The sequence below is a fragment of the Paenibacillus sp. Negev47 genome, assembly GCF_058313655.1.
Genome location: NZ_CM177754.1, coordinates 811094 through 833875 on the forward strand (window position 1 = coordinate 811094; position 22782 = coordinate 833875).

The window sequence follows — 22782 nt, forward strand, 5'->3', positions numbered from 1 at the left end:
ATTAATATAAAACCATATGAGGTGAATTAAACATGGAAAACGTAATTGTATATACATCAACGAACTGCCCGAACTGCAAATCCGTAAAAACATTCCTGGCTGAAAAAGGTATCTCTTACGAAGAGCGCAACATTGAGACTAACGATGAGTTTGCACAACAAGTATGGGACATGGGCGTACGTGCCGTGCCTTTGACTGTAATCGGTGAACACCGCATTCTGGGTATGAACAAAACCCAATTTGCCAAAGCATTGGACGCTTAAATTACGCTGATCATCTGGAACATGATGTATTGAATGAAAGTTTCGATGCAAATCCGGTTTTCGCGAGCCGTTAGGATATAGAAAGAACCGTACCCGATTGGGTACGGTTTTTTGTGCGTTTTCTTTCCCCTGAGGTGAAAGCTCTTTTGAAACATTTGTAATAAGTATTTCCCTATAGGGATTGCAAGATACGGACTTCGACAATCATCATCCTTATGTAAGTGCGGATAACCAAAAAAAGGAGGCGCCAGTGGCACCTCCTTTCTCATTTGTACATCCAAGATTGTCAGCACATAAGATTCAACAACATACGTCTTCCATCTAGAAAAAAATACTCATAAAAGTCTGAAATACAACATACACCAGCAATCCTGACAGCATGTACATGAAACCAGCCTTCTTTTTGCTCTGGAACAATCGGAGTATGCCAAGGCTGAACAGGGGCGCAAGCACAATCAGGAACAGGAGTACGGTGACAAACATTTGCGCCGAGATATCTGAAGTATCCACGTAGGTCACGCTTTTTTCACTCCGTTTCGTTATCTGAATTAACACAGCTGTATTCACACAGCCATGACAAAAATCACATAACCCCATTATACATCTGGATTTCTTTAACAAAAAGGGAGGAAATGGGGCAAAATGATGTCAATTTTCATCTGTTGTTAGACGGACACCCTGATTTTACCTAAAAACTGGGATATCGCAGAGTATGCGGCACCAACACGCGTAGAACGGCTGCCCAGAGCTGCCCATTCAATCTGCAGACTACGACGGTGATAAGGTAATGTTCGCTCCTCAACCACTTGTTTTAAGGCTGTCTCAATCCAGGGACCAGCTTCGGAGAGGGGACCACCAATGATAATGCGTTCCGGATTGAAACTGTTCACGATATTGGTAATGCCAATCCCCAGTTTACGTCCAATCGTGTCGTATAATGCCTGAACATCCTCGTGGCCTTGCTCCGCATAATGAATCAGATCTCGGGTGGTATGAGCAGGTAATTTCAGCTGATGATCCGGATGCTCATAGGCTTTTTCCGATGCATATAACTCCCAACAGCCACGATTACCGCAGGAACAGGGCAGACCTTCCGCTTCAATGGACATGTGACCTGTTTCTCCAGCGTAGCCCCACGCTCCTTTGTATAATTCACCATCCACCATGATGCCTGAACCAATACCTATGCCTGCACTGATGTAGATCATGTGACGGACACCGATGCCTGCCCCAAAATTCAACTCTCCATGGGCACCAGCATTGGCTTCATTATCGATGGTTACAGGTAGTTCAAATTCTTCTTCAAGCATGGAGCGAAGAGCTACCTTCTCCCACCCCAGGTTGGGTGCAAACAGGACGGTCCCTGCCTCATCAACCATGCCGGGTACTCCGATGCCAATGCCAATGACACCGTGAGGGGAAGGAGGAGCCGCTTCAATGAGTTGTTGCGCCGCTAATTTCAATTGCTCCAGTACAGAGGACACGTCATGGTGTTCCAAGGTCACTGCGTACTCAGTAATGATGTGACCTTCCAGATCTGTAAGTACGCCTTTCAAGTGGGTCACGCTGAGTTCAAGACCGACAGCATATCCCGATGTACCTCGAAACAGCAGCATAAGAGGTTTGCGTCCGCCGCTGGATTCCCCAGGGCCAATCTCCTGCACCAGGTCATCACTGATCAGATCAGCAACCAGGTTGGATACCGTGGCCTTGTTCAGCCCCGTAACCTCGGACACCCGTGCGCGAGAGAGAGGGGCATGCCGCCGGATCGTATCGAGAACGATCGACTTGTTTATTTTTTTGACCAGCATCTGGTCTCCGGTAATTTTCATATCGTTAAGGCACTCCTATTCTTCTGATAAAAGGGTTCTGACCCACATCCGTAACAAGTTATTCGACTATTATAGCGTAAACAAACCTGTAAAAAACATTTTTATTTTTACTTTGTTTAACCAATAGACAAAGTATAATCGATGTGATAGGATAACGGTGTAAACGATTTCTTTAAAACTATTGAGGAGGCATTTTACACATGGCCTATTTTGAATCCGTTAATAAAATTGCATTCGAAGGTAAAGATTCCAAGAATCCATTTGCTTTTAAACATTATAATCCGGAAGAAGTGGTAGCCGGCAAATCGATGGAAGAACATTTCCGTTTCGGTATGGCTTACTGGCATACATTAACTGCAGGCGGCAGTGACCCGTTCGGTGCGGAGACAGCTGTTCGTTCTTGGGATAAATACTCCGGTCTGGATCTCGCGAAAGTACGTGTAGAAGCGGCATTTGAATTTTTGGAGAAAATGAATCTCCCGTTCTTCTGCTTCCACGATGTGGACATCGCACCAGAAGGCAACAACCTGCGTGAGTTCTACAGCAACATCGACACCATTGTTGATTTGATTGAAGACCACATGAAATCCAGCGGCAAAAAACTGCTCTGGAATACAGCGAACATGTTCTCGAACCCACGCTTCATGTTTGGTGCAGCTTCCACTTGTAACGCAGACGTGTATGCTCACGCTGCAGCACAAATCAAGAAAGGTCTGGAAGTGGGTAAACGTCTGGGCGCTGAAAACTACGTGTTCTGGGGCGGTCGTGAAGGTTACGACACATTGCTGAACACAGACATGCAACTGGAGCAAGACAACATTGCTCGCATGTTCCACATGGCTGTAGACTACGCAAAGGAAATTGGCTTTGACGCACAATTCCTGATCGAGCCTAAACCAAAAGAGCCAACGAAACATCAATATGATTATGACGCAGCTACTTCCATTGCTTTCTTGCAAAAATACGGTTTGGACAAACACTTCAAACTCAACCTGGAAGCGAACCATGCTACACTGGCTGGTCACACATTCGATCACGAAATCCGCGTAGCTCGTACGAACGGCATGCTCGGTTCCCTTGATGCGAACCAAGGCGATATGCTGATCGGTTGGGATACGGATGAATTCCCGGTTGATATGTACGATGCTACATTGACAATGTATGAAGTATTGAAAAACGGCGGTATCGGCCGTGGTGGTGTGAACTTTGACGCGAAAGTACGTCGTGGTTCCTTCGAAGCGGACGATCTGTTCCTGGCACACATCGCAGGTATGGACACGTATGCGAAAGGTCTGAAAGTAGCAGCAAAATTGATTGAAGATCGCGTATTCGATGACTTCATCGAAAAACGTTACAGCAGCTTCAGCGAAGGTATTGGCGCAGATGTGGTTGCAGGTAAAGCAACACTGGCTTCCCTTGCTGAGTATGCACTGAACAACGAAAGCCCACGTAAAAACCAATCCGGACGTCAGGAATTGCTGAGAGCACAACTCAACCAGTACATCCTGGCTGACTAATAGCGAATTTCATCTGTGTAAGGTATGCATGTAACCATGCCTGCCCTGTACAAGCTTGTACCACGGAACGCCTGAACAAGCATGACATTCGGACCGTCCCCGACTTTCCATTGGGAAGACGGGGGCGGTTTTTTGATTAAACAAACTACACGGTTTTTAAGTTTTTTGATATAAATGTTGGTCTAAGATGGTGCATGCAGAACGAAGTGACCTCATGCTAAACAAGCTTCTTTTATATAACCATGTTAAGAAACGAGGGATATATATGAGTTACGTCATTGGCGTCGATCTAGGGACGAGCGCGGTCAAAACTGTGCTGGTCAATCGTGAAGGAAAAGTGGTATTTGAAGCATCCGAGGCATACCCGTTGTACCAGCCCAAGGCTGGATACAGTGAACAAAATCCAGAGGATTGGGTAGAGCAGACGATTGTTTCCCTGCGTAAATTGCTGGAAGTGTCTGGTGTGCACCCTTCGGAAATCGAGGGTTTGAGTTTCTCCGGACAGATGCACGGATTGGTATTGGTGGATGCTGAAGGCAAGCCGCTGCGTAACGCAATCCTGTGGAACGATACACGCACAACGGCCCAATGCCGTCGCATCGAAAAAGTACTGAACGGCAAGCTGTTAAGCATTGCCCGGAACCGTGCACTTGAAGGCTTTACATTGCCGAAAATTCTGTGGGTTCAGGAGAACGAGCCTGAATTACTGCAACAAGCATCCTTGTTCCTGTTGCCGAAAGACTATGTTCGTTATCGCCTGACTGGGGATTACGCCATGGATTATTCGGATGCAGCGGGTACCTTGCTGCTGGATGTTGCAGGCAAGCAGTGGAGCAACGAGATTGCAGAAGCTTTCGAACTGCCGATCTCCCTCTGTCCACGTCTTGTGGAATCGTTTGAGGAAGTGGGCACATTGTTGCCTGAGATTGCGGATCAAACGGGTCTGGCGGCTGCGACGAAAGTATATGCAGGTGGCGCGGATAATGCGTGCGGTGCCATTGGCGCAGGCATTCTGAGTGAAGGACAGACGATGTGTAGCATCGGGACGTCCGGGGTTGTGCTTTCTTACGAAGAGCGCAAAGATCTCGATTTCGAAGGCAAAGTACATTTTTTTAACCACGGCGAGAAGGATGCCTTCTATATTATGGGGGTAACGCTTGCCGCAGGATACAGCCTGTCCTGGTTCAAGGATACATTTGCAGCGGACAAATCATTTGATGTGCTCTTGCAGGGCATTGATCAGGTTCCGGCGGGTAGCAACGGATTGTTGTTCACACCATACATCGTTGGGGAGCGTACGCCTCATCCGGATGCGAATATCCGCGGCAGCTTCATCGGTATGGATGCGGGGCACAAGCTGGAGCACTTTGGACGCGCGGTAATGGAGGGCATTACATTCTCACTGCGTGAGTCGATTGATATTCTGCGTGGTGCAGGCAAAACCGTCAATGAAGTCATCTCCATTGGTGGCGGTGCCAAGAATGAAGCCTGGTTGCAAATGCAGGCGGATGTCTTCAATGCCACGATTGTGAAGCTGGAGAGCGAACAGGGTCCTGCGATGGGTGCAGCGATGCTGGCCGCTTATGGCTGTGGCTGGTTCCCGTCCTTACAGGAATGTGCGACGGCATTCATTCGCCCGGCGAAATCCTATGTGCCTAACCCGGATACGGTTGCGGTCTATGATGGACTGTTCGCACTCTACCAGGAAGTCTATGGACAGACACGTAGTCTGAATGATCGTCTGGCAGCGTACCGTTAATTCATTTACTTCACTACATTAATCTTGTGATTACATTAAAAGCATCCGCGTAGGAGGGTGCTTTTTTGTCGTTCATTCGCATTAATCCCATGAAAGGTTTTCTTGGCCTGCATATCCGTATTCTGGCTCTGCATAGATTGGAAATAGAGGATTGTAATCCGTCCAGGCATCAAGGGTGTCCGACAATTTTAATAGATAGAAGCTTGAGCATGGGGGTGAAGCTTTGGATGAACATGAGGAGCATGGAAGACCACATATCACCTTGTCGATGATCGTTCGGAATGAGGAGGACCGATATCTCAGGCAGGCATTGGAGACACATCGTCTCTGGATTGATCGTGCGGTAATTATTGATGACGGGAGCACGGATGGAACGGTTACGATGTGCCGGGAACTTCTGAAGGGCATTCCACTCGTATTGATAGAGAACCCTGCTTCACGTTTTGCAGACGAGGTAAGTCTCAGAAAGCAGCAGTGGGCGGAGACAGTAGCGACCAGCCCCGAGTGGATTCTGAATCTGGATGCGGACGAGATTCTAACCCGTGACTTTGGGGCTGTACGTGATCTATTGCTCAGTGGCAATGAGGATGCGATCTATTTCAGATTGTATGATATGTGGAGTGAGACGCATTACCGGGAAGATGAGTTCTGGCAGGCGCATGCCTATTATCGGCCATTCTTAATTCGATATCATTCGGAAATGAGTTATGAGTGGAAAGAAACCCCGCAGCATTGTGGCCGTTTTCCGTTAACGATCCAGCATCTGTCCTATGGCTGCCATGTTCCCCGAGTGAAGCACTATGGCTGGGCGCGCGAAGAAGACCGCATCCGCAAATATGATCGCTATCAAGCACTGGACCCTGAAGCAAGATACGGTTGGAAGGAACAGTATGAATCGATATTGGATCAAGAGCCACGGCTGTTGCCATGGTCCGAATATGGAGAGGGGGAATGAACACGTTGAGGAAAGATCAGGTACGCAAATCGCAAGAAGAATCCCAACCTCAAGTAGAGCCGAATTCGCAAGAGATAGACAATCAGAAAGAGAACCAACATGAGAACCAGAAAGAGAGCCAGTGTGATCATCGACCGTCCAGACATTCTGCAAAATCGAAAGAAACCCGTCAATCAGAAAAGCTTCAGGAGCAATATCAGGAAAAAATTCTGATCGCCAGTCCTGTTCGCCAGACTGCTGCCGTACTCCGTGAATTTCTGGATTCTCTGCATGCACTGGAACGGACGACGGTGAAGACGGATTTTCTGTTTGTTGACGATAACGAGGAAGAAGAGGCATCGAATATGTTGCGTGAATTTGTGCTTCAGCACGAAGGGACTGTTTTTCAAGCAGGTGAACATGGCAGCGGTAGTCCTGACAACAAAGGCGTGTACACCAAGGATGAGGGAGGCCACTATTGGCAGGATGAACAGATTTGGCGCGTCGCCGGTTTGAAAAATCGCATTTTGCACTATGCGCGCGACAACCAATACGATGCGATTTTCCTGATAGATTCTGACTTGGTTCTGCATCCGCGGACGCTGGAGCAACTCGTATCGAGTGGCAAAGACATTGTATCCAATATCTTTTGGACCCGCTGGCAGCCGGATGCCAGGGAAATGCCGCAGGTATGGCTGCAGGATGAGTATGCCTTGTATCGCCGTGGTGGCAAAACATTAGACGGAACCGAGACGGAGGACGAGGGCACGCAAACGACTGCTTTTCTGAATCAGCTGCGAATCCCGGGTTGTTATGAAGTTGGAGGGCTAGGGGCTTGTACCCTTATTCGCAAGAATGTTCTGGCAGCCGGAGTTTCGTATGACCAGATTCCGAACGTATCTTTCTGGGGTGAAGATCGTCATTTCTGCATTCGTGCTCAGGCACTTGGTTTTCGCTTGTTCGTCGATACACATCTACCGGCCTACCATATCTATCGTTTGTCTGAATTACCTGGGGTATCTGCCTTTAATCGCAGGGCGAGACGAGGCGAGCAGACGATCAGTATTACGTTATGTATGATTGTAAAAAATGAAGAGGCTTCCCTCGCCAGATGCCTGGACTCGGTCAACGGGATTGCCGATGAGATCGTGATCGTCGATACGGGTTCAACCGATCATACCCGTCAGATCGCAGCGAGATACACGGAATGTATTGTTGATTTTGAATGGGCGGATGACTTTGCAGCAGCTCGTAACTTTGCTTTTGATCAGGCGAAAAGCGAATATATTCTGTGGCTAGATGCCGACGATGTGTTCGAACCGGAAGATCGTGCGAAGCTGATTGCCTTGAAACGTTCGCTCGACCCGACTGTTGATAGTGTTACGATGGATTACAATCTGTCATTCACGGCAGATGGAAAAGTAGCCTACAGCTTGCGCCGGAATCGTCTGGTGCGTCGGGATCGGCAATTTCGCTGGATTGGTGCGGTGCATGAATACCTGGCTGTAGCAGGCAATCTGCTGCATAGTGATATAGCGGTTACCCACAAGAAAGATAAAGAGTATACCGATCGAAATCTGCGGATTTATCGCAAAAAGGAACAAGCCGGAGAGGATTTCTCGCCGCGTGATTTGTACTATTTTGGCAATGAATTGAAGGACCATGGACAGCATGAGGATGCGGTAAAGTACTATGAGAAGTTCTTGGATACCGGGCTGGGCTGGGTGGAAGATCAGATCGCTGCTTGTCAGAAAATTGCCGATTGTGAAGCCGCGCGTGAACGTCCGGAACAGGAGGTATCTGCGTTGTTCCGATCGTTTGCGTATGATTTACCGAGAGCCGAGATTTGCTGCCGATTAGGTGGGTATTTTGCCGACCGTGAAGATTATCGCAAAGCGCTGTTCTGGTACGAACAGGCCACTCGGGCTGTACGTCCGGACGATCCCATGGTGGTGCTGAATGAAGCAGCCTGGACCTGGATGCCACATCTGCAACTATGTGTGTGTTATGACCGGATGGGCAACCGTGCGAAGGCCCGGGAACATAATGATATCGCACTTGCCTATCATCCAACACATCCGAGCATGTTATATAATGATCGTTACTTTAAAGATTTGGAGAAGGATAACGTGTTGGAAAACGCTTAGTATTTTCGGCCGAGATGCTTCCTCTTTCGTGGAGTTGAATGGGTGAATCAGTCCCCGTTCTCCATGGAGAGGTTTTTTGCGTTGTGATGAAAATACTTCATAGTGTCCATGGAACAACTCATTCGCTCAGAAATGGATTAATGTATTCCATCCAGGAGAGGATATGCTTTACAATAATAGTAACGGAAAAGCGGTGAACATGATTGCCTGTCTTCGGCTGCCGAATCTAAGAAGCAAGGGGAACTGGATATGAATCTGACGGAAGTACTATTGGAGTCGAGACTGGTCGCGATTGTGCGTGGCATTAGCCGTGAAGCCGCGGTAACAGCTGGACAAGGCATGGCGAGTGGTGGCATCCGACTGATGGAAGTTACACTGAACACGCCTGGAGCACATGATATTATTGCAGACTGGCGTGAGCGACATGAGGGTAAAGCCTATGTTGGAGCAGGTACCGTATTGAATGTGCAGATGGCTAAGGAAGCGGTCGCTGCAGGCGCACAATTTCTGGTGTCCCCCAATGTCGATCTGTCTGTAATTGAATATGCTGTAGAACATGGTGTTGAGATCTGGCCTGGAGCCATGACAGCCACGGAGATTGTCGCTGCCTATGAAGCGGGAGCACGTGTTGTGAAGCTGTTTCCAATGGCGAGTCTGGGCATTCCATATCTGCGGGAGATCAAAGCCCCACTGAATCACATTCCGCTGCTGGCAACAGGTGGCGCAACTCTGGAGAACATTGCTGAATATTACGCAGCAGGCGCAGCTGCAGTGGGTATGGGAAGTGCACTTTTGCCACGAGAAGCCCTTGCCTCAGGAGATCATGAGCAGATTGCAGCTTGCACACAGAGATTTGTGGAAGCAGCGAAGGTGTAGACACAGGTAACGGACGAGAAGTATTTAGATTTGGTTGTATATATGAAGGTGTCTTTTAGAATAATTTTAGATTAATCGTTATCATAAAAACCGATGTCATTTAACGTGCCGTTCATTCTATTGTCTTATGATGGATATGGATATATGCCAGAAGCCGGAGAGGAGAGATGCCCTGTGAAAGCTAAAACAATGATAGGCGGCATGCTCGCCGTGGCCGCAGTAACGGCAGGTGGATTATGGAAGGCGGCGGTGAAGAGCCAGACACCCAAGAAGATTCCAATCACCCTGACACCCCCAATGCCATTTGAAGATGTGACCTTTGACAGTGGTGGAGGTCGGGTGCATGGCTGGTTCATCCCGGCAAGAGCGGACATTCCGAAGCCATGGCCGCTCGTTATTATTGCACATGGCTGGGGCTCCAATCGCTCCCGTGTTCTTCGTTATGCACGTCCGATCTGGGAAGCGGGATATGCCCTGTTTATGTATGATGTTCGCAGTCACGGGGCCAGTGATCCGGTTCGTGCTGCATCTGCCTATTTGTTCCGGGATGATCTCCTGGCGGCATTGCAGTATACGACCGCACGACCGGAGATCGATCCGGATGCCATCGGTGTGCTTGGACATTCTTTGGGTGGACTGGGCACGATTCTTGCGGTGACGGAAGGCATTCCTGTATCAGCGGTGATTACCGACTCCATGCCGTCGCAATTCGAGGTTATTGTCAGTTCGGAGCTGAGACGTCGGCGTCTGCCCCTGTTTCCACTGGCCCAGTTAATTCCGAGAATCTGGTTCTGGCGGCTGGGTGAATCTCTGAGTTCCTATCGTCAGCGTGATCCGGTGATGATGCTGAATGAACGGCGCCGGGGAATGCAACTGCCGATGCTCATGGTGCACTCCAAGGGAGACAACTTCATTCCCCCGAGTGAGCTTGAATATTTTATGTCCAAAGCCGATCCGCCTGTGGAACATCTATGGGTCAACAGCGGAGGACACAGTTGTTCCGAGGAAGACCCTGCCTTCTGGGATACCGTTATTCCATTCTTGCATACCCATGTCCAAGGTCGGACGAAGTCGGACGATTCCACTATTGCGAACAGTTAAACCAGGTAGAATCAGGCCTACATAAGAGTGCAGGCTAACAGGGAAAACGCCAACGCCGTTGGCGTTTTTTTTGCTGTTATGAACAATATGCAGAAATTCACATTTGTAAAATTGCCCCGAAAACGACCATTAAAAAGGAAGCTTATGGTATCATAGAATAGACTGGCAATATTCATGCGAGGTTATTTGCTATGCATCTTTGTATGAAATTGAAGGGAGAGGTCCAGATTTGAGTTTGAATTGGAAGTTTAATGTACGTTTCAAAATGTTCACAGCCAAAGCTGCAACGGCAGCGATGGCAACACTGTTACTTGCTTCGCAAACACCAGGTTTTGCAGGCAGTGCATCAGCCGCGCAAGCAGAACAGTTGACTGAAGCGACAACGGGGGAAAATGAACAACTAGACGCAACGAGCAATGACGTGCCCGAGGGAGCGAAAATCTCATCCAGGCAAGCCAGCGAAAATATACTGAAGCTATTTCCTTTGTTAAAGAAAGCAACGATCTCATCTGCACGATTCGATTCACCTAATTCTTATCCACCGCCAGACTACAAGGCATGGGAGATCGGGTTCCAGATTACGCAAGGCAATCATACGTCAGGATTCAGTGCAACCGTACATGCAGGCACAGGGGAAGTGTTAAGTGTACATTTGCCGTCGGATGTCATGGATAAGCAGATCTCGGCATCGGATGTTAAGCTAACCAAAGCTGAAGCCGAAGAGAAGGCCGTGGACCTGTTGTACCAAGCGATTCCAGGTCTGAAAGATACAGAGTATGCTCCGCTTGGAGATCTGTATTCTTCTATTGAACAACAGTCATTATTCGGCAGAACAGAGTATCGATACGGTTACCAGTTGAAGCATGACGGGTTATTATCTGACGCAGAGACAGTCTACATAAATGTGGATGAAAGTGGTTTGGTGACAGGTTACTCACGAGGTACTACCTCAGCGAAGTATCCTTCATCGAAACCGGCAGCTTCGGAAGAGAAGGCGAGACAGCAGTTTGAAGAACAGTTCGATGTGGAGCTGGCCTATATCTCCAAAGATCGTCTGTCTTCCAAACAAGGCCAGCAGTATTATCTTGGCTACACACCAAAGACTATCAGTATCGTTCCGATTGAAGCCAATACGTTGGAACGGATTAACACATTAACCGGTAAAGCTGTAGATGAAGATTCTTTACAGCAGGATACGAAGCTGAAAGGCGATGTAACTCCTTTTGTCCCGGCCAATGGTAAGAGGTTAAATGTACAGCAGGCCGCCAATCGGGTGGCTACGCACTTTGATATTCCCAAGGGTTACAAGCTGGAGCACAGCCAATTAAGCAAGGGATTATATGCAAGCCCGAACAATCAGGTATGGAGTCTGAGCTGGAGCGATCGAAGTGCCAATATGTCCTATATGTTCATGCGGGATATCTCAGCACAGGTAGATGCAGTTACTGGACAGATCTACAGCTATACGATGATGCAACGAATGGGACCAGAGATGGAGCAGGAGAAGCCGACTGAAGAGAAGGAAGGCAAATGGGTAACCCGAAAGCAGGCTGAGAAACTGGCGATGAACACGGTCATTGCGCTAGTTCCAGATGCAACGGAGCAGTTCCGCCTATCTAGCGTTAATGAGGTAGATGATGCACGTACCTTTATGTTCCAGCGTTATCTGAACGGAATTCCGGTTAAGGATGACACGGCACAAGTACAGGTACTGAACAACGGAACGGTTAACGAATTCTATACGCGTATTGCCGCAACGCCTGAACAACTGCCATCAGAGAAAGAGCCAGCCATAAGTTACGAAGAGGCAAAGGCAATCTATCTGAAAGAGTTCAAGCTGGTTCTGGCGTATTCTCGTTACGGTGGATGGGGTACGCATAGCGGTGAAGTCATCCCGGTGGGAGTTAACCTAGCTTATATGCCTACACGAGATGAGAATTTGATCTACGGCAACTATGAAGTGCTGGATGCGAACACAGGAGAATGGACGTTGTTATACGGGAATACAAGCTCTGCAACCAAAGCTGAGCCCACGGATATTTCCGGTCATGTGGCCGAAGTAGCTCTTCGTAATATGACACAGCATGGCGTATTGCTTACGGATGAGCAAGGACGTGTATTCCCGGATCGTGTGATCACCCGAGGTGATTGGTTTAACTATTTGGCAAGAGCAATTAATCCAAATATGGATCTGTACTATAGTGGGGACGGAGATGACAAGCTATATGCCGACGTTACACCTGACAGCCCGTATTATAAGGCAATCAAGGTTCTAATCGATCAGCGCTGGCTTGCCGGAGCGGACCCTGAACAGAATCTGAATCCGCAAGAAGAGATGACCCGTGAAGAATTGGCTGTGCTGCTCGTACGTATATTACGCTATGAGAAGCTGGCTGGATTCTACACGTTGCCATCCGATCTTCCCAACATCGCGGATGCCAGTGCCATTACGAGTAAGGGTGCTGTTTCCCTGAGTCTGAAGCTGGGATTGCTTCCTTCGATTGAAGGAAGATTCATGCCTGCACGCAAAGTGACGGTAGCTGAAGCGTCACAGGTATTGGAACGGCTAGCGAAGCTTCAAGGTAAGACAGATACGTTTATGAGTGGTAATCGTCTGTATTAACGAGGAATCGCGCATATCGTGCCCGTGTGAATCATAGGATGAAGATAACGGGTAATCGTGATTCATTGAACTGAAGATCAAAGAGACCTTCCATAGAAGGTCTCTTTTGATTTGCTTTGACAAAACTAGAAGAATGACGACAGAGCCTTTTGTGATACAATAGGGCGTGAGACTTTGCAAAGAGGGGTGGGTTCCTTTCATGGGCAAGAACGGGAAACGTATTATCACCATATTGCTGGCGGGCTGTCTGATTGCTGTAGCGTTGCCACGCACAGTTGATCTGGATCAGCTGTATGCCGCATCGGGAACATCAGATATCTCCACGACTACGGATCTGCGCCAGACCTTGCTTACGGCAATGTCACAGCGAACGGAGGAACTTGTTTTTACATACAAAGGCGATGTGAAAGGCCTCAAAAAACAATTGCAAACCTCCATCGATGAGGCAATGAAGAGTGACCCCTATATTCAATATACCGTTAAAAGCTATGCATTTAATTATAAAGGTTCCAATGTATCGGCCGAAGTGCATGTGACTCTCTCCTACCGGGAGACCAAGGAACAGACCGATTATGTGAATCGCAAAGTCACGAACGTGTTGAAAGAAATCATCAAACCCGGCATGACGGATCATGAGAAGGTCAAGGTCATCCATGACTGGATTGTGTTGAACCTTTCCTACGATATCTCTCTGAAGAAATATACGGCCTACGACGGGCTTGTTACAGGCAGTACCGTCTGTCAGGGATATTCACTGCTGGCATATCGGATGCTGGAGCGAGTAGGTATCAATAACCGGATTGTGGAAGGTACAGCGGGTGGGCAGCTTCATGCCTGGAATATCGTAAACCTGGACGGCAAGTGGTACCACATGGACACCACCTGGGATGATCCTACGCCTGACCGCAAAGGCAAGGTGAGCCACAGCTATTATTTGCTGAGTGATGATGAGATGGCACGTGACCATATCTGGACAGGAAAAAGCAAGTACCCTGCTGCGCCTGCCCCGTATCGGGAAGCTTTACTGAAGCTGGTGAAGGCCGGAGATAACAAAAAGGCAGCCTATCAGAAGCTGTACCACGCTCTCGACTATTCCCTGTATGATGAACAGGATGCCGTTAAAGGCCATGCTGCGCTGAAAACCAAGGTTCAGAGTAAGCTGAAGGAAGGCGGAACCTCGCTCACATTCAGGTACAAGGGTACTGAGGCTGGGTTGATTGAAAATTTGCAGGATTTGTACCAGCTTGGCATGAAGTCGATATCCTACTATGTGTCCAAAATGGAAGGTACCACGGATCTGCGTGTCAAAATTAACTGGACGTTATAGTAATCGTTTTGAACAGGATGCTCCGCTTGAGGAGTGTCCTTTTTTTGCGTCCAATGTTGTCTTCAACAATAACGAGGGTTTTAGTGTTGTCTATTGATACAGTGTCAGAAGAAGGTTCGGGAGAGTTGACCAACGGTGACGTTGCTGTTCCTCCGGAAGACAATTTCCAATTCAATTGGGAGACACAGAAAGGCATACCGTGTAACCTATACGACGGTGTTAAAGCAGAATACAGAGTTCGATGGCGGCTTCAGATTACATTTTAAGAACGATATTACAAAGGCCTATGAGATCGAATATGACACACAATCCATCGCCCGAGTCTATACGAATACCATTACGAACACAGTGAACATGTATGATAGTACTTCAAAAACAGGCCGGAGAGGTTTGAAGGACGGCGTCACGCTCAGTACAGAGCATGTTATTAACTGTTGCGGGCATGATGCTGATGGCATTAGGTAGTGCGGGATACATGTACTTCCGCCGCAGACAACAGCTGCAGCGCTAGATCGAAACACGCAGTATAGCAGATTCATCGTGTTTAGATAAAAATACCCTCTAGCAATCACTACGAAGACTTAGAGTCAACATGTGAATGTGCTAAAGGGTATGGCGGTATTACCTTTTAGTGCTTATCCGCTGGTGAATCCGTAGGTGTAAAATCACATTCCTGCAGCGGCACCACTTTGGTCTTCTTGATCCATTTGTAACCCAGCCATAATACCAGGAACAGCGGTACGCTCAGGTAAGCGACGATTGCTCCGCTCCAGTCGATCTGGTCACCCGTGAATGCCTGATAGTTCTGTCCAATAATCACGATAATACACAGAACAAAGGCGAAAATTGGCCCAAACGGGAACCAACGTGCACGATAAGGCAGATCGCTCAGATCCCTGCCTTGTGCAACATATGCACGACGGAAGCGATAATGACTTATGGCAATCCCAAGCCAAGTGATAAATCCGCACATACCGGATGCATTCAGCAACCAGGTATACACAATACCATCGCCAAACAGGGAGGCAAGGAATGCTAACATACCAACAGCTGTCGTGAGCAAAAGTGCATTCATTGGAATGCCTTTTTTATTCAGCTTGCCCAGAAAACGAGGGGCTTTACCATCTCGGGCAAGGGCATAGAGAACCCGGCTTGAAGCATACATGCCTGAGTTACCGGCAGAGAGTACCGAGGTTAGAATAACAGCATTCATCACGGAAGCCGCAATGGCGAGTCCAGCTTTCTCAAACACCAGCGTAAACGGGCTGACACCGATATTGTTCAAGTCACCCTTGAGCAGATTCGGATGAGTATAAGGGATGATCAGACTGATCACAGTAATCGCCAAAATGTAAAAGATCAGAATGCGCCAGAATACCTGACGAATTGCACGAGGTACATTTTCTCGTGGATTTTCGCTCTCACCAGCGGCTACACCGATAAGCTCTGTACCTTGGAATGAGAACCCCGCAGCCATGAACACACCAAGTACAGCGAAGAATCCGCCATGGATGGGTGCATCACCTATGGTGAAGTTACTGAAGCCCACTGCTTCTCCGCCCATAATACCGAAGATCATGAGCACACCAACGGCCAGGAAAATAATAACGGTAGCTACTTTGATAATGGCGAACCAGTATTCGGACTCTCCGTAGCCTTTGACGGACAGTATGTTTAAGGAAAAGATCAGCACGAGGAATAACAAGCTCCATAACATGGATGAACTGTCCGGGAACCAGTATTTAATGAGTACAGTAGCGGCAGCAAGCTCTGCTGCAATGGTCACAGCCCAGTTGTACCAGAAGTTCCAGCCCATGGCGAACCCAAGGGCTGGATCGACAAAACGTGCGGCATACGTATTAAATGAACCGGAATCCGGCATAAAGGTCGCAAGCTCACCAAGGCTGGTCATCAGGAAATAGACCATGATGCCAACGGCCGCATAGGCAATTAATGCTCCGCCGGGGCCAGCGGTTGAGATGGCGGTACCACTTGCGAGGAACAGCCCGGTACCAATGGAGCCACCGAGGGCGATCATCGTCATATGGCGTGCGCGCAATCCTTTTTTCAGGGAAGGTCCAGTTGTTGTTGGGTTACTGCGGTCTTGCATGGAAACACTCCTTCATTCGATTTACTGATGTTTGCGATACTTGACTTCATAAACAAAAAAGACCACAGGCATCAGCCTGCGGTCTCTATATCAATGTCCGCACCATGTCCCAGATGATTAAGATAGCTCAACACAGAAGAATTCATACCTTTATATAAAGGAAATGTACTTCCGTGACAGTTCTGCGCCTTTCGACAGCAGCCCCAGCCCACCAGACCGTATAAGGAACGTCCAGTGAGCTTCGGCGGGTGCACCTTTCGGCTGATATCATAAGCGGCTCCTTAGCGCCTCCATCAGCGTACTGATCGCACCCGCGACCTCTACCTCACCATCAATGGATGAGGTGTATCTATAGTTTATGAAATTATGATCAACACAACTTAACACGATGTGTCCTGTTTAGTAAACAGACAATCAGTATACCGCGCATGGTTTCCCAGTGCAATAACAATTGTTGGATGTGAGGTCTGAGGGACCACTATTCCTCTTTCTTGTTACGGCCAGCCATCTGCTGCCATACCGTTCCAGCAGCCTGTTCGCCCGATTCGATTCGTTCCAGAGCCATCTTGGCCTGTAGGCTGACTTCAAATTCAGGATCATCGGCTGCAACACGCAAGGCTTGCTCTGCTTCTTCTGTTCCGACCTCATATAGAAAACGTGCAGCACGCCAGCGTACAAGTTTACTTTTATCGGATAACGTTGCTGTCATGGCTGGAGTGGCGGCAGGATCACCAATATCCGACAACGTATCGCCGGCCGTACGGCGTACCGCAGGAGAACTGTCCTTGAGCGCTTCATACAGCAGTTCCATCGCTTCCGGTGTACGAATGTCACCCAGGTATACCACGGCCAAGCGGCGAATCTGCATTTTGTTGTCATGCAGGGCATGGGCTACGAGGGGCAGTCTTTCTGCCGTAGGTTCCATGCCGTCAAACGCCGCATACCGAACATTCCAGTCATCACTCCGCAGAGCCTCTTCAAGTTCGGCTCCATCCAATTCGCGACGGCGCTCAACGAACTCTTCTGATTTGGTGCCATGTTCAATGGCCTGTTGGATGACCTGCTCCAGTCGTTCCGGTGGGTAAGCGGCTTCGAGTTCCTGTTCGACTTCCCGTGCGATGTCCGGTAATTCGCCATATCGAACGCCATAATCACTCAGTTTGCGTTCTTTGATCATCGTCGCACTGGCGACTTCTGTCACGGCTTTGACAAAACGGTCCGACAACGAGATTCGTTCTTCCTTGACCCCGGCTTTGACCCTGATTTGCATGGGTACGCCTCGGAAGAACTGAACGAATACCTGTGCTTCTCCGAAGTGTTCGCCTGAGCTGTCTTCGGACTCGATCCAGTCCAGATCGATGCCTTGCTGTCCAAGGCGATTTTGAACTTCGCCTAGAATGACGGACCAGTCTGCATTTCCTTTACGATCAAGCGCCACAAAGTCTGTTGTGTGGAATACACTCTTTACGCCAGGAATATGAAGCATCTGGCGAATGAACGCCGGAGCGGATCGTTCGTTGTCCAGTGTATATGTTCTGCGAATTCCGTCCTCCAGACGTTCATCAAGATGCAACATCATCGTATTTGGACTTGGTGTGGGTTCAATGGAAATAATATTCATCGGTGTAACCTCCTAAGATACCAGATTCATCCTTAACTTCCCGTAAATTAAATCACACGGGTATTTCTCTATTTTACATCAATGTGTGGAATCTGCGAAATCCTCCGGAAGAGACCCAGTCGTGACTGACACAGGATGTGAAGAATTGCGAAAATTGTTAACACTTCTTTCATGTTCACGCACAAACATTTTTAAACGAAAATTGACACAATAAGAGGAAGAATCAACTGGAGGTCATACCTATGGAACCTATTACCGTGCTCTCGGATGGAAAACGTCGTATTGCATATGAGAATATTATTCAATTGTTCAGGAATTGGATTGCCGATGCACCATCCGGTTCTGTGATGGAAACGCACCGGGGAAGTTGGGAAAACTCCCGTTATTGTATTGTTGATTATCAGATTGCCGAAGAAGCGGTGTCAGCAGCCAATGCCATTCGGGCTTTTATGCCGCAGATTCCCTTACTGATCATTACGGATTTCAAATCGCTGATTCGGAAGCGACACCTGCAACTGATTACAGGTACAGGTGAGATGAAGATGATCCTCTGGAACGAGCAAGAACCGGATCAGCTGATCAAAGACATGGAGAAGTGGTGGCATTCCTCTGTATATCAATCACAAATAGCCATACATCCCATCTTATCCATGAGATAAGAGAGGGATATGGCCAAAGGTTTTTAACTTTAATGATTATGATCGAATTAGATCACATATTTATAGCCTGTTCCCCACACCGTTTTGATATAACGGGGGTTCTTGGGGTCAGGCTCAATTTTTTTACGCAGGCTTGAGATATGAACATCAATCGTTCGATCCAGGTAGGCGCGCTCTGAGCCTTTGATCCGATCCATCAGCTCATTGCGGGTGAACACTTTGCCCGGATTCCGGTACAATTCCTTCATAATTTCAAACTCAATATGAGTGACCTCGATTTCAACGCCGTCCACAAACAGGGTTCTTCTGTACTCATTTACATTCACATGTCCAGTAACCTCTGCCTGTTTGTCTTCTTTAGCCGGCTTATCCTGATAGGAAATGATAGATCTGCGCAGCAGGGCTTTAATTCTGGCGTCCAGCTCTTTAAGGCTGAATGGCTTGCACAGAAAGTCATCCGCACCATTATGTAAAGCGCGAAGTCGATCATTCAGCATCGTGCTTGCTGAGATCATTAGAATCGGCACAGTGGAGTGCTGGCGAAAGGCTTCTACAAGAGCATTCCCATCCGTTTCAGGAAGCATGAGGTCCGTTACAACAATGTCTGGCTCGAATTGTGGGAACAGTTGAAGTGCCTCGCGGGCATGATGAACCCGTTCCGTGATGTATCCTTCCTCCTCAAGAAAGAAAGCAATCATGTCAGCCAGATTTTTCTCATCTTCTATAAGAAGTACTTTGATCGTCATAGGGTCACACTCCTGGTGAAAATAATGTGTTAAGAAAATACTAAAAAAAAGCTGTGATTTGCTAAAAAATACTGCAAAATTTTTAATGTTTCTATCCCAGAATATAGGATGTATATGTAGATAGGGCGCAGTCTTTTTAGATGAACTTCAATATTTTAGCATGAATGCAGGTTGATTGCCGAGCGATCAGAATTTCCCAAAGCTACATCAAGTGTTAATTACAGTATAATGGATCAGAACGATGTTTTGGGGAAAAAAAGTAGATTGTATCCGCGCAAGTGTTTAGGAGGAACCAACGTTGTTGTTAAATACAGAACAAAAAATCAGCCGCGAGGGCAGTTACTTATGGATCGTATAAAGGCGATTCAACTGCTGGAGTGGATCGTGCTGAAGCTGAGGATACCCTGGTTTGGAACCAGCATTCTGATCATTCTTGGCTCACTGAGCACTATATTCCCGCTTACTTTATTCTATGGTGTGCAGTTTATGGTTGGCAGCGCAGCGGCACTCATTGCTCTTCGTTTGCATGGGGCTATCTATGGATTGGTCACCCTTACAGTCATTCATCTGCTGAATACCATCGTTGTCGGCTTCGAGCCGCGGAATTTAACTGTAATGATTGCGCATCTCATTGAACTGATCTGGATGCTTGGTTGGCAGATCCGTTGGAAGAACGGCAGTCTAATCAAGGCTAATGCTGTCTTCTGGGTAGTGATGCTACTTCCCGTCATCTATTGCGGACATTATATATTGGGCCTGAATATAGAAGATTTGAAGTATGAGTATATGTATATTGCCGTGATTGGCATGGTGAATGCGCTGATCGCGGGAATTGTGGTGGATTTCTGGATTACTACAGGTGAACACAAATCAAAGCGCACAGGAACCATTCCACTCACAAGAATTGCATTTAAATACGTTGTCGCCTTCGTGGTATTTGTCTCTCTCCTGTTGTTATCCGCAGATAGCCGCAGACAATTGAGTCAAATGAATGATGCCATTATACGTGATATGAAACATGCGGCGAGTGCTGTTGTCCAGGATCTGGACGAACAGTATGTTACCTCGGAGAATATGGATCAGAATATGGCGCGGTATCATCATCTATTGGGTGTGAATGTGATTCTGCTGGATCGGAATGATACAGTCGTTGCTTCTGGTTTGAATACACTGCAGGCTGGCGAGTATCTGGACATGGATAGATACAGTCTCCTTAAGTCGAAAGATAACCTTATTCTGTTAAGCTCCGAGAATATTCATTACAGCGATGTATTGAATCACTGGAAACAGGTATCTTTCATCTATGAAGCGGAGATGACAGCTGTAACACCCTATCGGGTATTCATTGAGACCAGCTCGACCAAGTATTATCCCCGAATAGAATCGATCTACCTGTCCACGCTGCAATCCCTGTTCATTATCATCGTTGCTTCCATGATTGTGGCGGCTCCTCTCAGTAATAAGGTTGTTAGACCAATGTTAAGACTTACCAGAATGACAGGTTCTCTACCGAGACTGCTGTTTCGGAACGGGAAGATGATGGAGTGGCCAACGAGCCATGTAACCGAAGTGCAGATTCTTATTGGTAATTTGCGCAAAATGGCTGATGTGCTGCTGGAACAATTCGAACAGATTCGTCACGATAAGTTAACGCTGGAGGATCGGGTCATAGAACGGACCAAGGAACTCAAGAATAGTGAAGAAGTCAAACGTGCAATTATTGAATCGTCGATTGATGCGATTATCGCTGTGGACTCCAACGGAATCATCGTTGAGTTTAATCCGGAGGCCGAAAGAATGTTTGGATTGCTCCGGGAAGAAGTGATCCTGCTGAAGGAAGCACCGTCTCTTTTTCAAGGGGCAAGCTGCATGGAGATTAAGGCATTGCTGGGGCGATTCGAATATGTTGAAGGTAAGAGATACACGATCGTAGATGAAATTTCAGGTATTCGCCGGGATGGTTCCGTCTTTCCGATTGAGTACAAAATTGTTGAAATTCAGCTCGGCAAAAATGAGACGTTATATAACCTGTTTATTAAGGATATTACGGAGCGAACAAGAGCAGAAGAAGATCGTGTACGTCATGCCCTTGCACTGGAGAAGCTGAATTCGGAGTTGTTACATGAAAAGATTGCCATCCAGGAACAGCGGGATATCAGTGAGCAATTTATAGAATCCGTTCGGGAAGGGCTCGTCATGTCAGATCGATCAGGCGCGATAACCATCGTCAACCAAAGGATAGAAGAGATGTTTGGTCTGGGTAATTTCCTGGGTAGATCCATTGAAGATCTGGCTCAGGCGATTGATACGATGGTATTGACGGATAACTTCAATCTGTTGGAACAGACGAAAGCGTTCCTGGATGGAGAATCGGCATTTATCGAAACTGAATTTATATTTAACAATGTGGAGAAAAGTTTATTTTCCTTGTATATGAAACAGATGGACGTTCCGGGTAAAAATCATGGATTCCTGCTGGTCTTCCGTGACCGGACAGGAGAAGAACGGCTGGATCGGATGAAGAATGAGCTGATCAGCGTGGTATCCCATGAGCTTCGAACACCTGTAGCCACTATTATGGGGTATGTGGAATTGATGATGATGTATGACCTTCCGGCAGCTCAACGGCAGGAATTCATGCAGACCATCTCCTCGGAGGGCATGAGGCTGAGCAGTTTGCTGGATGATGTGCTTGATATTCAGCGCCTCGACAACGAAGGTATGACTTATCATATGACCTATGTACCGCTGGTTGAACTGGTAGAAGGTGTAGTTGATCAGTGGAATATGAAGTCCGTTCAGCGAATCCATGTTCATACGTTTAATGGGGATTTTTTTGCTTATGCTGACCAGAACAGGATGGTTCAGGTTCTTCATAATCTGGTGGGTAATGCCGTCAAATACTCACCGGGAGCCGACCGAATTGATGTTACGCTATGGGAAGAAGAGGAATGGTTATGTATCGACGTACGTGATTACGGAATAGGCATTGACGAGAAAGAGAAGGACATGCTGTTCAACAAATTCTACCGTGTGGATAATTCGGATCATCGACAGATTGGAGGAACAGGAATCGGATTGTACATTTCCCGCAAAATAGTAGAGGATCACAACGGCACACTGTCCTTCATATCTGCACCCGACAAAGGAAGCACATTCAAGGTTCGACTGCCGAAACAGGACGTGTTGCTCTAAAACATACTGATTAGGTATGAAGAAAATGTATACACTTTGTTAAGAACGATGGATATGAGATCTATTCAATAG

The 22782-nt window shown here is 47.5% G+C and carries 18 protein-coding genes, 1 pseudogene and 1 riboswitch; of the genes and pseudogenes, 14 read left to right on the top strand and 5 right to left on the bottom strand.

The window, feature by feature from the left end:
- Window positions 1–32 precede the first annotated feature (32 nt).
- Entirely contained in the window at window positions 33–263 is a 231-nt protein-coding gene (locus AC4G47_RS03705; RefSeq protein WP_458124122.1) for a glutaredoxin family protein, read from the top strand.
- Between the two features lie 321 nt (window positions 264–584).
- On the opposite strand, the gene AC4G47_RS03710 is transcribed toward AC4G47_RS03705, so the two are convergent.
- Both AC4G47_RS03710 and AC4G47_RS03715 read right to left on the bottom strand, forming a co-directional pair.
- Window positions 585–782 (bottom strand): hypothetical protein, encoded by a 198-nt coding sequence (locus AC4G47_RS03710; RefSeq protein WP_017692236.1) that lies wholly within the window; start codon window positions 780–782, stop codon window positions 585–587.
- Window positions 783–928: 146 nt separating this feature from the next.
- Complete coding sequence (locus tag AC4G47_RS03715; protein ID WP_491104822.1) at window positions 929–2095, bottom strand: ROK family protein; 1167 nt, start codon at window positions 2093–2095, stop codon at window positions 929–931.
- Between the two features lie 200 nt (window positions 2096–2295).
- Between AC4G47_RS03715 and xylA the strand changes: the two genes are divergently transcribed.
- From xylA to AC4G47_RS03770, 11 genes and pseudogenes are all read left to right on the top strand, one after another.
- The gene (gene xylA / locus AC4G47_RS03720; protein ID WP_036606941.1) at window positions 2296–3612 is read left to right on the top strand and encodes a xylose isomerase; all 1317 of its coding nucleotides are present in this window, start codon (window positions 2296–2298) and stop codon (window positions 3610–3612) included.
- A 265-nt stretch (window positions 3613–3877) separates the two neighbouring features.
- Window positions 3878–5371: a xylulokinase gene (gene xylB, locus AC4G47_RS03725; RefSeq protein ID WP_491104824.1), complete on the top strand. Its 1494-nt coding sequence runs from the start codon at window positions 3878–3880 to the stop codon at window positions 5369–5371.
- Between the two features lie 223 nt (window positions 5372–5594).
- Window positions 5595–6326 (top strand): glycosyltransferase, encoded by a 732-nt coding sequence (locus AC4G47_RS03730; protein WP_491104826.1) that lies wholly within the window; start codon window positions 5595–5597, stop codon window positions 6324–6326.
- Window positions 6323–6961 (top strand): annotated as a pseudogene (locus AC4G47_RS03735) (glycosyltransferase family 2 protein); the annotation flags it as partial. The gene AC4G47_RS03730 and the pseudogene AC4G47_RS03735, both read left to right, overlap by 4 nt.
- A gap of 420 nt (window positions 6962–7381) precedes the next feature.
- Complete coding sequence (locus AC4G47_RS03740) at window positions 7382–8452, top strand: glycosyltransferase family 2 protein (protein ID WP_491106634.1); 1071 nt, start codon at window positions 7382–7384, stop codon at window positions 8450–8452.
- Between the two features lie 249 nt (window positions 8453–8701).
- Window positions 8702–9328, top strand: a complete 627-nt coding sequence (locus tag AC4G47_RS03745) for a bifunctional 4-hydroxy-2-oxoglutarate aldolase/2-dehydro-3-deoxy-phosphogluconate aldolase (RefSeq protein WP_491104828.1) — start codon at window positions 8702–8704, stop codon at window positions 9326–9328.
- A 174-nt stretch (window positions 9329–9502) separates the two neighbouring features.
- Window positions 9503–10429, top strand: a complete 927-nt coding sequence (locus tag AC4G47_RS03750; RefSeq protein ID WP_491104830.1) for an alpha/beta hydrolase — start codon at window positions 9503–9505, stop codon at window positions 10427–10429.
- 229 nt (window positions 10430–10658) lie between these two features.
- A complete protein-coding gene (locus AC4G47_RS03755) occupies window positions 10659–13052 on the top strand; it encodes an S-layer homology domain-containing protein (protein WP_491104831.1) in 2394 nt (797 codons plus the stop codon).
- 199 nt (window positions 13053–13251) lie between these two features.
- A complete protein-coding gene (locus tag AC4G47_RS03760) occupies window positions 13252–14379 on the top strand; it encodes a transglutaminase domain-containing protein (RefSeq protein WP_491104832.1) in 1128 nt (375 codons plus the stop codon).
- A gap of 135 nt (window positions 14380–14514) precedes the next feature.
- Window positions 14515–14844: a hypothetical protein gene (locus tag AC4G47_RS03765; RefSeq protein ID WP_491106837.1), complete on the top strand. Its 330-nt coding sequence runs from the start codon at window positions 14515–14517 to the stop codon at window positions 14842–14844.
- Window positions 14825–14890 (top strand): hypothetical protein, encoded by a 66-nt coding sequence (locus tag AC4G47_RS03770; protein WP_491106635.1) that lies wholly within the window; start codon window positions 14825–14827, stop codon window positions 14888–14890. The genes AC4G47_RS03765 and AC4G47_RS03770 overlap by 20 nt, the downstream gene beginning before the upstream one ends.
- A 117-nt stretch (window positions 14891–15007) precedes the next feature.
- On the opposite strand, the gene AC4G47_RS03775 is transcribed toward AC4G47_RS03770, so the two are convergent.
- Window positions 15008–16489, bottom strand: a complete 1482-nt coding sequence (locus AC4G47_RS03775) for an amino acid permease (protein WP_491104833.1) — start codon at window positions 16487–16489, stop codon at window positions 15008–15010.
- Window positions 16490–16604: 115 nt separating this feature from the next.
- A riboswitch (Lysine riboswitch) is annotated at window positions 16605–16820 on the bottom strand.
- A gap of 147 nt (window positions 16821–16967) precedes the next feature.
- The gene (locus tag AC4G47_RS03780; protein ID WP_491104835.1) at window positions 16968–18110 is read right to left on the bottom strand and encodes a virulence factor; all 1143 of its coding nucleotides are present in this window, start codon (window positions 18108–18110) and stop codon (window positions 16968–16970) included.
- A gap of 242 nt (window positions 18111–18352) precedes the next feature.
- Between AC4G47_RS03780 and AC4G47_RS03785 the strand changes: the two genes are divergently transcribed.
- Window positions 18353–18769: a hypothetical protein gene (locus tag AC4G47_RS03785; RefSeq protein ID WP_491104837.1), complete on the top strand. Its 417-nt coding sequence runs from the start codon at window positions 18353–18355 to the stop codon at window positions 18767–18769.
- 47 nt (window positions 18770–18816) lie between these two features.
- Here the strand turns inward: AC4G47_RS03785 and AC4G47_RS03790 are convergent, their stop codons facing one another.
- The gene (locus AC4G47_RS03790) at window positions 18817–19515 is read right to left on the bottom strand and encodes a response regulator transcription factor (RefSeq protein WP_458124111.1); all 699 of its coding nucleotides are present in this window, start codon (window positions 19513–19515) and stop codon (window positions 18817–18819) included.
- Window positions 19516–19860: 345 nt separating this feature from the next.
- On the opposite strand from AC4G47_RS03790, the gene AC4G47_RS03795 reads away from it, so the two are divergent.
- A complete protein-coding gene (locus AC4G47_RS03795) occupies window positions 19861–22710 on the top strand; it encodes an ATP-binding protein (RefSeq protein ID WP_491104838.1) in 2850 nt (949 codons plus the stop codon).
- Window positions 22711–22782: the final 72 nt, after the last annotated feature.